Source organism: Pseudomonas sp. SDO524_S393 (genome assembly GCF_054071875.1).
The window spans coordinates 56,575-69,681 of record NZ_JBSVVZ010000022.1 but is presented as its reverse complement, the minus strand read 5'-3'; the positions used below and the strand labels follow the sequence as shown (position 1 = coordinate 69,681).

The following is a 13,107-nucleotide window of genomic DNA, read 5'->3' as shown; positions in this document are numbered from 1 at the left end:
TCGGATTTGTAATCTTTGCTCCACCGCCCTGATAAGTCGCGACGGCTACATTGCCCTCCGCTTGCACTTCATGGGCGTGGAACTCTCGTTATGGCTATTTCCGTTAAAAAACTTCTGGGGGCCGCTGTGTTGTGGATTGTTGCCAGCGCGGCCCAGGCACAAACCCTCACCCTCGATGCGGCCCTGCAAACCGCCTTCGCCAACAACCCGGACCTGGCGGCGGCGCAATGGGAGATCGACATTGCCCAGGGGGGACGCCAGCAGGCGGGGCTCATCCCCAACCCGGTGGCCTCCTGGGACGCTGAAGACACCCGCCGTGACTCGCGCACCACCAGTATCAAGATCAGCCAGACCCTGGAGCTGGGCGGCAAACGTGGCGCACGCATCGACGTCGCTTCCCGCGCCCGGGACGCCGCCGCGCTGACCCTGGAGCAGCGGCGCAACACCTTGCGTGCCGAGGTGATCGACAACTACTACGGTGCCCTGCGCGCCCAGGAGCGCCTCGACCTGGCCCAGCGCTCCCTGGCCTTGGCCGAGCGCGGCCTGGTGGTCGCCAATGGGCGAGTGACTGCGGGCAAGGCGTCGCCGGTGGAGGCCACCCGGGCCCAGGTGCAATTGTCCGAGATTCGCCTGGAGCTGAACCGCGCGCAGGTCGGCCTCACCGACGCCTATCGTCGGCTCGCCGCCAGCACGGGCAGTGCCACCGCGGACTTCCAGGCGGTCGCCACGCAAGCCCAATCCACACCGCCCTTGCCGGCAGCCACCCAACTGCTGACGCGTCTGGAGCAAACCGCCGAGCTGCGCCTGGCAGAACTGAACATCCTGCAAAACGAAGCCAGCGTCGGTCTGGAGAAAGCCCAGCGCATTCCCGACCTCGACGTGTCCATCGGCAGCCAGTACGACGCCAGCGTGCGTGAGCGCGTGAACCTGGTGGGCGTGTCGATGCCGATCCCGTTGTTCAACCGCAACCAGGGCAATGTGCTGGCCGCCAGCCGTCGTGCCGACCAGGCCCGCGACCTGCGCAACGCCGCCGAATTGCGCTTGCGCACCGAAACCCGCCAGGCCCTCGACCTGTGGCAATCCGCGAACACCGAAGTGCGCGCATTCAACCAGCAGATCCTGCCCGCTGCGCAAAGCGCGGTCGACAGTGCCACCCGAGGGTTCGAAATGGGCAAGTTCAGCTTCCTCGACGTGCTGGACGCCCAGCGCACGCTGATTGCGGCGCGCACCCAATACCTCACCGCCACCGCCCAGGCCACCGACGCCTGGGTACGCATCGAACGGATCTACGGCGACCTCGCCCGTTTTTGATTGTCTTTGGAGTCCTCTATGAACAACCGACAAGGTGTGGCGCTTGCCGTCGCCCTGGGCCTGATGCTGTGCAGTTTTGCGCAGGCCGATGAAGAAGAAGGCGAACTTGAACTCACCGCACAGCAGATCCAGGCCGCCGGCATTCAAATCGCTGAGGCACAACCCCGTTCGGTCAGCACGTTGCTGGTGCTGCCGGGCGAGGTGCGCTTCGACGAAGACCGTACCTCCCACATCGTCCCGCGTACGGCGGGGGTGGTGGAGTCGGTGAAGGTCAACCTTGGCCAGTCGGTGAAGAAGGGCGAGGTCTTGGCGGTGATCGCCAGCCAGCAGATTTCCGAGCAGCGCAGCGAGTTGGCGGCCAGCGAGCGGCGGGTCGAACTGGCACGCACCACCTTCCAGCGCGAACGCCAATTGTGGCAGGACAAAATCTCTGCCGAGCAGGATTACCTGCTGGCGCGCCAGACCCTGCAAGAAGCCGAAATCGCCCTGAACAACGCGCGTCAGAAGATGACTGCCCTCAGCGGCAACGCCGTGCTGGTGGGGGGCAATCGCTATGAGCTGCGTGCACCGTTCGCCGGCGTGGTGGTGGAAAAACACTTGGGTGTCGGCGAAGTCGTGAGTGAAACCACTAACGCCTTCACCCTTTCGGACCTGTCCCAGGTGTGGGTGACGTTCGGCGTGTTTCCCAAGGACCTGAACAAGGTCCGCGTCGGCAAGCCGGTCAAGGTCAGCTCCACCGAAATGGGCACTGACGTGCAGGGTACGGTGGCGTATGTCGGCAATCTGCTCGGTGAACAAACCCGCACCGCGACGGTGCGCATCAGCGTGCCCAATCCTGACGATGCCTGGCGCCCGGGGCTGTTTGTCAGCGTGCAATTGGCCGTCGACACCTTCCAGGCCAGGGTCACGGTGCCCCAGGAGGCGATCCAGACCGTCGAGGACAAGCCTTCGGTGTTCGTGCGCACCGAGCACGGATTTGTCACCCGTCACCTGGAGCTGGGCGCGAGGGAAAACGGCTACGTCGAGGTACGTCAAGGGCTTGAGGCGGGAGCGCAGGTGGCCACCGTCGGCAGCTTCATCCTCAAGTCCGAACTGGGCAAAGGCTCGGCCGAACACGCCCATTGATCCCGCGAGTGATTTCCCATGTTTGAGCGCCTTATCCAATTTGCCATCGAGCAGCGCATCATCGTGCTGCTGGCAGTGCTGTTGATGGCCGGTGTCGGCATCGCCAGCTATCAGAAACTGCCCATCGACGCGGTGCCCGACATCACCAATGTGCAGGTGCAGATCAACTCTGCAGCGGCCGGGTATTCGCCGCTGGAAACCGAACAGCGCATCACCTTTCCCATCGAAACCGCCATGGCCGGCTTGCCCGGTTTGCAGCAGACCCGTTCGTTGTCGCGTTCCGGTTTGTCCCAGGTGACGGTGATCTTCAAGGACGGCACCGACCTGTTCTTCGCCCGCCAATTGGTCAATGAGCGCCTGCAAGTGGCCCGCGGGCAATTGCCGCCGGGTATCGAGACGGCGATGGGGCCGATTTCCACCGGACTGGGGGAGATTTTCCTCTGGACCGTCGAGGCCAGGGACGGTGCGCGCAAGGACGACGGCACGCCTTACACCCCGACGGACCTTCGTGTCATCCAGGACTGGATCATCAAGCCGCAACTGCGCAACGTACCGGGCGTGGCCGAGATCAACACCATTGGCGGCTTCGCCAAGGAGTACCAGATCGCGCCCGACCCCAAGCGCCTGGCCGCCTACAACCTGACCTTGAATGACCTGGTCACGGCGCTGGAGCGCAACAACGCCAACGTCGGCGCCGGCTACATCGAGCGCAGTGGCGAGCAACTGCTGATCCGTGCGCCAGGACAATTGGCGTCCATCGATGACATCGCCAATATTGTCATCACCAGTTCGGACGGCACGCCGATTCGCGTGCGCAATGTGGCCCAGGTCGAGATCGGCCGCGAGTTGCGCACCGGTGCCGCCACGGAAAACGGTCGCGAGGTCGTACTCGGCACGGTGTTCATGTTGATCGGCGAAAACAGCCGCAGCGTATCCCTGGCCGTGGCGAAAAAACTCGAAGAGATCAACCGCTCGCTGCCCGAAGGCGTGGTCGCCGTCACGGTCTACGACCGCACTAATCTGGTCGAAAAAGCCATCGCCACGGTGAAGAAAAACCTCTTCGAAGGCGCGCTGTTGGTGGTCGCGGTGCTGTTCCTGTTCCTCGGCAATATTCGCGCCGCACTGATCACCGCGATGGTGATCCCGCTGGCGATGCTGTTCACCTTCACCGGCATGTTCACCAACAAGGTCAGCGCCAACTTGATGAGCCTCGGTGCGCTGGATTTCGGCATCATCGTCGACGGTGCGGTGGTGATCGTCGAAAACGCCATCCGCCGCCTGGCTCACGCACAGCAGCGTCACGGGCGACTGTTGACGCGCAGCGAGCGCCTGCACGAAGTGTTCGCTGCCGCCAAGGAAGCACGACGAGCGCTGATCTTCGGACAACTGATCATCATGGTGGTGTACCTGCCGATCTTCGCCCTCACCGGGGTGGCCGGGAAGATGTTCCATCCCATGGCGTTTACCGTGGTGATCGCTCTATTGGGCGCGATGATGCTGTCGGTGACCTTTGTGCCGGCGGCGGTTGCGTTGTTCGTCACCGGCAAGGTCAAGGAAGAAGAAAACCTTGTCATGCGCAGTGCGCGTCGGGCGTATGCGCCGGTGCTGGGCTGGGTGATGGCGCGGCGTCCGTTGGTGTTCGGCCTGGCGGTATTGACCATCGTCGCTTCGGGCGTGGTTGCCAGCCGCATGGGCAGCGAATTTATCCCCAGCCTCAGCGAAGGCGATTTTGCCCAGCAGGCCTTGCGCGTACCCGGTACCAGCCTGACGCAGTCGGTGCAGATGCAGCAGCAACTGGAAAAAACCTTGATGGCCCAGGTGCCGGAAATCGAGCGGGTATTCGCGCGTACCGGCACTGCGGAAATTGCTTCCGACCCGATGCCGCCGAACATTTCCGACAGCTACGTGATGCTCAAACCCAAGGACCAATGGCCTGACCCGAAGAAGTCCCGGGAAACCCTGATCGCCGATATCCAGCGTGCCAGCGCGATTGTGCCGGGCAGCGCGTACGAGTTGTCGCAGCCGATTCAACTGCGTTTCAACGAGCTGATTTCCGGGGTGCGCAGCGATGTGGCGGTGAAGGTGTTTGGCGATGACATGGACGTGCTCAACCAGACCGCCGGCGAAATCGCCGAGACCTTGCAAAAGCTCAACGGCGCCTCGGAAGTCAAGGTTGAACAAACCTCCGGCCTGCCGGTGCTGACCATCAATATCGACCGCGACAAGGCCGCGCGTTTTGGCCTGAACGTGGGCGATGTGCAGGACACCATCGCGGTCGCCGTCGGCGGGCGCCAGGCCGGTACGCTGTACGAAGGTGACCGGCGTTTCGACATGGTCGTGCGCTTGTCCGACGCGCTGCGCACCGATATCGACGGGTTGTCGCGGCTGTTGATTCCAGTGCCGGTAAACGCTTCCGGCCAGTTGGGTTTCATCGCCTTGTCCCAAGTGGCGAGCCTGGACCTGGTCCTCGGCCCGAACCAGATCAGCCGCGAGAACGGCAAGCGCCTGGTGATCGTCAGCGCCAACGTGCGCGGGCGGGATATCGGCTCGTTTGTCGAGGAAGCCGAGGCCGCGATTCTCGCCCGGGTGAAGGTGCCGGCAGGTTACTGGACCACCTGGGGTGGCCAGTTCGAACAACTGAAGGAGGCGTCCGAGCGCCTGCGCATCGTGGTGCCGGTAGCGTTGCTGCTGGTGTTCGGATTGTTGTTCATGATGTTCAACAACCTCAGGGACGGCCTGCTGGTGTTCACCGGAATTCCGTTTGCGTTGACGGGGGGGATCATGGCGCTGTGGCTGCGGGGTATTCCGTTGTCGATCTCGGCGGGTGTGGGTTTTATTGCCTTGTCCGGTGTGGCGGTATTGAACGGCCTGGTGATGATCGCCTTCATCCGCAACCTGCGTGAGGAAGGGCGTTCGTTGTCGATGGCGATCAATGAGGGCGCGCTGACCCGGCTGCGTCCGGTGTTGATGACGGCGCTGGTCGCGTCCCTCGGTTTTATCCCGATGGCGCTCGCCAACGGTACCGGCGCCGAAGTGCAGCGGCCCCTGGCGACGGTGGTGATCGGCGGGATCATTTCCTCTACGTTGCTGACCTTGCTGGTGCTGCCGGCGTTGTACCAGTGGGCCCATCGCAAGGAAGAGGAAAACCCCGAGATGTGATCTTTGTGGTGAGCAGGCTTGTCCTGCGCTGGGCAGCGAAGCGGCCCCAACAAGGACGCTGCGTTCTTTCAGTCAGAACCGGGTGTCAGGTTTTGGGGCTGCTTCGCAGCCCGGCGCGGGCAAGCCCGATCACCACATCAAGCCCGGTTACCAACAAAAAAGCGTGTTCAAGGAAGAGGAAACACCAGGCTGAACCGTGTGAACCGGCCCGGCTGGCTGCTGACGTCGGCGTGCCCCTGATGCAGGTGCATGATCGACTGCACGATGGCCAGCCCCAGGCCGGTGCCGCCTTCGGCCCGGGCGCGGCTGTTGTCGGCGCGATAGAAACGTTCGAACAGGTGCGGCAGGTGATGGGCTTCGATGCCGCGCCCGGGGTTGCCCACGGACAGCGATACGCTTTGCTCATAGCTTTCCACCAGCAGCAAGATGCTGGCGTCATGCGGGGTATGGCGAATGGCGTTGGACAGCAGGTTGGAGATAGCGCGCTGGATCATCAGGCGATCCCCCAGCACCCAGGCATCGCCGCGCAGGCTCAGGGTGATGTGTTTGTCCTCGGCGCTGAGGGCGAACAACTCCATCACCCGCTGCGCCTCCTGCGCCAGCGATACCGGAGCAAACCCGGCGCGCGCTGCCGGGTGGCTGACCTGGGCGAGAAACAGCATGTCGGAGACCATGCGCGACAGGCGTTCCATTTCCTCGGTGCAGGATTCCAGGCTGGCCTTGTAGTCCTCCGAGGGCCGTTCGCGGGACAGGGTCACCTGGGCCTTGCCCATCAGGTTGGTCAGGGGCGCGCGCAGTTCGTGGGCCAGGTCGTCGGAGAACTGCGACAGTTGCTGCACCCCGGCGTCGAGGCGATGCAGCATGACGTTGATGCCCTCGGCCAGTTCGCCCAGCTCTTTGGGCAGGTTGTCCAGGGACAGGCGATGGGTCAGGTCTTGGGTCGTGACCTTGGCTGCAACACGGCTGAACTGCTGCAGTGGCGCGAGCCCGCGTTGCACCAGCCACCAGGCGCCCATGCCGATCAGGATCAGCAGCATCGGCAGGGCGATCACCGTGGAGCGCAGGTAGGCACTGAGCAACGCTTCATCATCCGAACGGTCCAGCGACAGCAGCACACGTACGTACTCGCCCCCTTGCAGGGGCATCAGGCGCGTGGCACTGAGGATACGATTGCCCTGGCCGTCGACCCAGTTCAAATACGCCAGGTTTTTACCGGTGGGCACGTCGAGCAACAACGGCTGTTGGGGCTTGGCGCCGACGCTCAGTAGCACCGTTGCCTCGGGCCGTGCGCCGAGGATGGTCAGGTAGATGTTGTCGTGACCCATCACCAGGTCCAGCAGTGAGTGAGGGCGATTGGTGATGCGGTGTTCATCCAGGCCCTGGCCGAGGGTATGGGCCAACTGCTCCATTTTGTTTTCCAGGCCCTTGCGTGCCAGCTTGTCCAGTTCGTGGGTCAGGGCCAGGTACGCCAGGGTCGCCAGCAGCAGCACCAACCCCGCGCCCATCAGGCTGACCGTCAGCCCCAGGCGCATCGACAGACTGCTGGTCTTCATGGGCGCGCCTCCAGCACATAACCCACGCCGCGAATGGTGTGGATCAACTTCACCTCGCTCTGATCATCGACCTTGGCCCGCAGGCGGCTGATGGAGACCTCCACTACATTGGTGTCGCAGTCGAAGTTCATGTCCCACACCAGCGAGATGATCTGCGTACGGGTCATCACTTCGCCGGCCTGGCGCATCAACACATGCAGCAGGGCGAACTCCTTGGTGGTCAGGTCGATGCGGCGGTTGCCGCGATAGGCGCGATGTCGGCGCGGGTCGAGTTCCAGGTCCGAGACGCGCAGCACATCCGGCAGTGGAATGTGCTCGCTGCGCCGCAACAAGGTGCGCACGCGGGCCAGCAGTTCCGGGAATTCAAAGGGCTTGACCAGATAATCGTCGGCGCCCATGTCAAGGCCCTTGATCTTGTCGGCCAGCCGACCGCGCGCGGTGAGCATCATCACGCGCTGGTTGCCGTCGCGGCGCAGTTGCGCCAGCACATCCCAACCGTCGGTGTTGGGCAAGTTGACGTCGAGGATCACCAGTTCATAGCTGTGCTGCCGGGCCAGGTGCAGCCCATCGATGCCGCTGGCGGCGCAATCGACGACGTAACCGCTTTCGGTCAGGCCTTGTTGCAGGTAGTCGGCGGTTTTCTGCTCGTCCTCAACCACAAGGATACGCATGGGGATTTACCTTCAATAAAAACGAAAAAGGACATGGCCTCATAGGGAGGCGGGGTGCGCTGTAGGAAAACTCTGAACCGTGAAGTAACTTTAGGGTCAAGCCGAGCCAAGCCGGTGCGACGATTCGTCACTGACGCCGCGTGCAAAAAAAACGCCCCTGGCGGGGCGTAAAAATTCATCTCTGTTCCAAAGGAGCTACACAACAGCCGCAGAGATGAGGTGTGTGCGATGTGCACTGTAAGAAGTGCAACTTAACGCGAAGGTGAGGCCGATATTACAGTTCTGACAGGCTTCAACTTGTGAGCAGGTATAGAACGTCGACAAGTGAAACTAATCGGCAGAGTTCAGAGCACTGCGATGGGGTACTCCACAATCAGCCGAACTTCTTCCAGGTCCGACTCGAATGCACTTGAACGCACGGTTGCCTGGCGAAGTCGCAGTGACAAGTCCTTCAAACGGCCGGCCTGCACCACATATTTGGCCTCGATATCCCGTTCCCAGCGGCGCTGGTCGGTGAGCGGGTTGCCGGCACTGTCGCGACGCATGTACACCGCGTTGGCGTTGCTGTAGTCAGCGCCGGTGCCTTTGCCGTAGCGGGTCATGAACGACAGGCCGGGAATGCCGAACGCCTGCATGTCCAGGTCGTAGCGCACCATCCAGGAACGCTCCTTGGGCGAGTTGAAGTCGCTGTACTGGATCGAGTTGTTGAGGAAGATCGAGTCCGATTGGCGCAGGTAATCGAAGTCGTCATCGCCGTTGTTGCGCTGGTGCGAGAGGGCCAGGCTGTGGGCCCCGACCTTCACGCCCAGTCTGGCGCTCCAGATGGTGTTATCGAATTCCCCCAACAGTTTTTTACCTTCGTCTACCGCCTTGTAGTAGTTGAAGTCGCCGAACAGCGAGACGTCGTCGTTGAGTGGATAACTGCCGGCGGTGCCGGCGTAGTACTGGTCCCAGGCGTCCTTCAGGCGGCTGCTGTACAAGCTGACGCTCAGGTGGTTGTTGACGGTGTAGTCGCCGCCGAAATAACCGATCCAGGGCGAGTCGACCGGGCCGGCGTAGAAGGTCGCGAAGCCTTTGTCCATGCCGCTTTGCGTTGGCTGGCTCATGCCGCTCAGGCGTCCGCCTTGCAGGCTCAAGCCTTCAAGGCTGGTGTTTTGCGCGGTGACCCCGCGAAAGCTTTCCGGCAAAACCCGTGAATCGCCATAAGCCACAACTGGAGTGAGTGGGAATACATCGCCGGCCTTGACCACGGTGTCCAGCACACGCAACTTCGCGGCTCCGCCGGCTTTGCTGTAGTTGTCTTCCGGGTGATTGTCGCTGTCCACCGGCAACACGCCAAACGAGCCTTTGCCGCCGCTGCGGCCGGTGCCAGAGTCGAGTTTCACGCCGACCATGGCGAAGGCGTCCAGGCCGAACCCCACGGTACCTTGGGTAAAGCCGGATTCGAAGCGTCCGATCAGCCCCTGCGCCCAGGCTTGCGAGTAGCCGTTGCCGGTGGGGCTGGATTGGCCCTTGCGATCATCGCGGTTGAAGTAAAAATTCCGGGCCAGCACGTTGACGCTGCTGCCTTCGATAAACCCCTCGGGCTTGTCTTGCGCGGTCACGGCGGTCAAGGGCAACGCGGCGCACAGTGAAAGGGGAAGGCTGTAGTGGCGGATACGCATGGTTCGCTCCTGGGAGATGGCAGTTTTCAGCTTCTTATGGAAGTGGGCGTTCTTATTGATCTGGCCCGGGCTGATAGTTGCAAACCGTGAATAACGAAGAAGTGGCGTGAACATTACAATTCTGGAAACTCGCCGTTATCTAACAAATAAGTAATGTTCTGGTGAAGATCGCGTCAGGGTGAGTTGGTTAGTCTCGGTACTGAACTTTCAACCGAGGAAATTACGATGAATTTTTATAAGTTGGCGCTGGGCGTATTAACTGCTGTCTTGTCGTTTGGTGCATTGGCGGAAGGTGGCGGCGATCGCACGTTCGCACAGATGATGGAGCGCAATGAAAAAGCCATGGCCGATTACGCCGCCAAAAAGGGCAAGCCGGCGCCCGAGGTGCAGGCGTATCGCTATGGCATGAAGCTGGACATTGCCAAAGTGGTCAACGTCACGCCGCCAATTCGTTCGTGCAACGCGGTGCCGTCGCGCATGACCTACGAAGACTCCAGCGGCAAGCTCAACACCCTCGAATACCAGGTGATGGGCGTGTGCCGAAACAACGGCAGTTAATGGATCCAAAAATATAGTTGGGCCTGGGGCTAAAGCCCTCTTCAGAAAATACCGGCAGCGCCGATGCAGGTCAGATCCTTCTCCCTCATTTCCATCGGTGCCCCATGTTCAACTCCCGTTTGAAGCAAGAGCTGGCGGCTCTTCGCGAAGAATTGTCCAGCTTGCAACAGGTCAAGGAGAGCCTGGAAAGTGAAATGCTGTGCCTGACGCTGGACGCCGAAGGCCGGGTCGACTGGGCCAATGCGAACTTCCTGCAAGAGCTGGCTTACCAGGCGCCGCAGGTGATAGGGCGCACGATTGATGACCTGATGCCCGCGAATCTGCGTCAGGACGAATTCCAGCTGCGCTTCAAGAACGCCCTGGCACGGGGTGAACATTACGCCGGCACCCTGCGCCTGATGCGCGGCAACGGCAAAGAGGCGTGGCTGCGTTCGGTGTTGCAGCCGGTGCGGGGTTCGGACGGGCGCATCAAGCATTTTTCGATCTACTCCAGCGACCTCACACGCACCATCGAGGCGTCCCGCGAGCACGAAAACCTGATCACTGCGCTGGTGCGTTCCACCGCGGTGATCGAGTTCGACCTCGGCGGACATGTGCTCACTGCCAATGACCGCTTCCTCAGCGGCATGGGTTACAGCCTGGCGCAGATCCAAGGCAAACATCACCGCATGTTCTGTGAGCCGGAGGAATACAACAGCACCGAGTACCAGGACTTCTGGAAGCGCCTGAATGCCGGCGAGTTCGTGGCGGCGCGCTTCAAGCGTGTAGACAGCCATGGCCGCGTGGTGTGGCTGGAAGCGACCTACAACCCGGTGCTGGACACCACCGATCGGTTGTACAAGGTGGTCAAGTTCGCCACGGTGATCACCGATCAGGTCAACCAGGAACAAGCGGTCGCCGAGGCCGCGAACATTGCCTACAGCACGTCGCTGCAAACCGACAGCAGTGCCCAGCGCGGCACTACTGTCGTGACCCAGGCGGTGGATGTGATGCGCGACCTGGCCAAGCACATGCAACAGGCCGGGGAAGGCATCGAGGCGTTGAACGAGCAGTCCCAGGTGATCGGTACCATCGTCAAGACCATCAGCGGTATCGCCGAACAGACCAACCTGCTGGCACTCAACGCCGCCATCGAAGCAGCGCGCGCGGGCGAGCAGGGGCGTGGTTTTGCGGTAGTGGCCGATGAAGTGCGCCAACTGGCTTCACGCACCAGCAAGGCCACCGAAGAAATTGTCGGTGTGGTGCGTCAGAACCAGGACATGGCCCGCGATGCGGTGTCCCTGATGACCGACGGCCGTCTGCAAGCCGAGCAGGGCCTGGCCCTGGCGGCGGAAGCCGGCACAGTGATCGTGGAAATCCAGGACGGCGCACAGAAGGTGGTCAGCGCGGTGGGGCAGTTCGCCAATCAGTTGAACCACTGAAACCGGGAGTGACGGAGGGGGCGGGCGTTGGGGTATCGTAGGCTTTTTCCTTGTCCGAAGAGCCATTCATGAGCGCTACCCACCGTCGCCCCGTTCCGCTGTCCAAGGCTTACCGTTTGCTTAACCACGGCCCGACCGTGCTGGTCAGCGCGGCGCACAACGGCCAGCGCAATATCATGGCCGCAGCCTGGGCCATGCCGCTGGATTTCGAACCGCCGAAAGTCGCGGTGGTCCTGGACAAGGCCACCTGGACCCGCCAGCTGCTGGAAGGCTCCGGCACCTTCGTGTTGCAGGTGCCGTGCGCTGCCCAGGCCGATCTTGTGCAAACTGTCGGCAACACCACCGGCACCGAAACCGACAAATTTTCCACCTACGGCCTGCAGGTGTTCAGCGGTGAGTACACCGAAGCGCCGCTGCTGGAAGGCTGTATTGCCTGGCTGGAATGCCGACTGTTGCCCGAACCCCACAACCAGCAGACCTACGATCTGTTCCTCGGCGAAGTGGTCGCGGCGTATGCCGATGAGCGCGTGTTCAGTGAAGGCCGTTGGCATTTCGAGGGGCATGACGGGCTACGCAGTTTGCACCATGTGGCGGGCGGGCACTTCCTGACCATCGGCCAACCGCTCGACGGGCGCCAGCTCTGAGCGTCAGCGGGCCTGGAAACGGTCTGACATCCTGACCCAGCGTGACGGCGGCATGCCGTAGGTGCTGCGAAATTGCCGGGTCATGTGGCTCTGGTCGGTGAAGCCTGCGGTCATTGCCGCATCCACCAGCGATTGGCCCTGTGCCAGCAGGCTGCGCACCAGGTCCAGCCGCCGCATCGTCAGGTAACGGTAGGGGCTGGTGCCGAACAGCAGGCGAAAGTCCCGCGACAGCGCCCAGCGATCACGCCCGCAATGGTCGGCGATTTCATCCAGGGTGATGCTGCGCCCCAGGGCGCTGTGGATAAACTCCCGCGCGCGCTCGGCGGCCACGTAGTCAAAGCTCTTGCGGCTGACGATCGCCCCGGAGGCGTTGCTCAATGCCTGGGCCAGGTCGAACAGGGCGTCCTGTTCCTGCATCGGATCGATGGGGCAATCCAGGCTTTGCAGCAACACTTCGCTGGCGCGGTAAAGTCGCGGATCGGTGGACAAGCCATTGTGGATGAACGGCAGCGGCCGGCCTCCGAGAATCTGCTGGATCAGCGCCGGTTCCACGTAAATCATCCGGTACTTGAAACCTTCTTCGCTGCCGGCGCGGCCATCGTGGATCTCGTCGGGGTGAATCACCATGGTCGTGCCCGGCATGCTGTGGGTCATGTCGCCGCGATAATGAAAACTCTGCACGCCGAACAACGTACGCCCGATGGCGTAGGTGTCATGGCGATGAGGGTCGAAGGCGAAACCGGCAAAGTACGCCTCGATGCGGTCCAGGCCGCTGGCGTGTGGGGCGCGGTGCAGCCAGTCGAGGGTGGCGGAGGGTTTGCCCATGGCGAGTGGTCACGAAAAAGGGTGGAAACACGTTAACCCAGTCTGACCCCGGTTGTCTGTCGAGGTCTTGAACGATTGTGCGCGTTTTGGCGGCCTGACGATGATTCCCAATTCAATTGTTATCTTGTAATACCGTATTTTATTATTGTTTTACGATAATTTATCCATTATTGTAC

Annotated in this window: 10 protein-coding genes and 1 pseudogene; 7 read left to right on the top strand and 4 right to left on the bottom strand. The window is 61.8% G+C overall.

The features are described from left to right. Positions 1-90: 90 nt before the first annotated feature. Genes ACW9IB_RS12370 through ACW9IB_RS12360 form a run of 3 tightly spaced genes read left to right on the top strand, consistent with a single transcriptional unit; the run spans position 91 to position 5,595 of the window. Positions 91-1,311 (top strand): TolC family protein, encoded by a 1,221-nt coding sequence (locus ACW9IB_RS12370; RefSeq protein WP_457413856.1) that lies wholly within the window; start codon positions 91-93, stop codon positions 1,309-1,311. A gap of 18 nt (positions 1,312-1,329) precedes the next feature. Continuing rightward, a complete protein-coding gene (locus tag ACW9IB_RS12365; RefSeq protein WP_457413855.1) occupies positions 1,330-2,436 on the top strand; it encodes an efflux RND transporter periplasmic adaptor subunit in 1,107 nt (368 codons plus the stop codon). Positions 2,437-2,454: 18 nt separating this feature from the next. Next, complete coding sequence (locus ACW9IB_RS12360; protein ID WP_457413854.1) at positions 2,455-5,595, top strand: CusA/CzcA family heavy metal efflux RND transporter; 3,141 nt, start codon at positions 2,455-2,457, stop codon at positions 5,593-5,595. A 167-nt stretch (positions 5,596-5,762) separates the two neighbouring features. On the opposite strand, the gene ACW9IB_RS12355 is transcribed toward ACW9IB_RS12360, so the two are convergent. The 3 genes from ACW9IB_RS12355 to ACW9IB_RS12345 form a co-directional block, all read right to left on the bottom strand. Continuing rightward, positions 5,763-7,148: a heavy metal sensor histidine kinase gene (locus tag ACW9IB_RS12355; RefSeq protein ID WP_457413852.1), complete on the bottom strand. Its 1,386-nt coding sequence runs from the start codon at positions 7,146-7,148 to the stop codon at positions 5,763-5,765. After that, complete coding sequence (locus ACW9IB_RS12350) at positions 7,145-7,819, bottom strand: heavy metal response regulator transcription factor (RefSeq protein WP_457366616.1); 675 nt, start codon at positions 7,817-7,819, stop codon at positions 7,145-7,147. Before ACW9IB_RS12350 ends, ACW9IB_RS12355 begins: the two co-directional genes overlap by 4 nt. Positions 7,820-8,163: 344 nt before the next feature. Further along, positions 8,164-9,483: an OprD family porin gene (locus ACW9IB_RS12345; RefSeq protein WP_457413851.1), complete on the bottom strand. Its 1,320-nt coding sequence runs from the start codon at positions 9,481-9,483 to the stop codon at positions 8,164-8,166. A gap of 225 nt (positions 9,484-9,708) precedes the next feature. On the opposite strand from ACW9IB_RS12345, the gene ACW9IB_RS12340 reads away from it, so the two are divergent. The 4 genes and pseudogenes from ACW9IB_RS12340 (at position 9,709) to ACW9IB_RS12325 (ending at position 12,106) form a co-directional block, all read left to right on the top strand. Further along, positions 9,709-10,041, top strand: coding sequence for a DUF2790 domain-containing protein (locus tag ACW9IB_RS12340; protein WP_457413850.1), 333 nt, complete (start codon positions 9,709-9,711; stop codon positions 10,039-10,041). A gap of 104 nt (positions 10,042-10,145) precedes the next feature. Further along, positions 10,146-10,922 (top strand): annotated as a pseudogene (locus ACW9IB_RS12335) (PAS domain-containing protein); the annotation flags it as partial. Between the two features lie 108 nt (positions 10,923-11,030). Beyond that, positions 11,031-11,462: a methyl-accepting chemotaxis protein gene (locus tag ACW9IB_RS12330; RefSeq protein WP_457377544.1), complete on the top strand. Its 432-nt coding sequence runs from the start codon at positions 11,031-11,033 to the stop codon at positions 11,460-11,462. Between the two features lie 68 nt (positions 11,463-11,530). Then, the gene (locus tag ACW9IB_RS12325; protein WP_457413849.1) at positions 11,531-12,106 is read left to right on the top strand and encodes a flavin reductase family protein; all 576 of its coding nucleotides are present in this window, start codon (positions 11,531-11,533) and stop codon (positions 12,104-12,106) included. A 3-nt stretch (positions 12,107-12,109) separates the two neighbouring features. Here ACW9IB_RS12325 and ACW9IB_RS12320 read toward each other — a convergent pair whose 3' ends face one another. Then, complete coding sequence (locus ACW9IB_RS12320) at positions 12,110-12,931, bottom strand: AraC family transcriptional regulator (RefSeq protein ID WP_457413847.1); 822 nt, start codon at positions 12,929-12,931, stop codon at positions 12,110-12,112. Positions 12,932-13,107 lie beyond the last annotated feature (176 nt).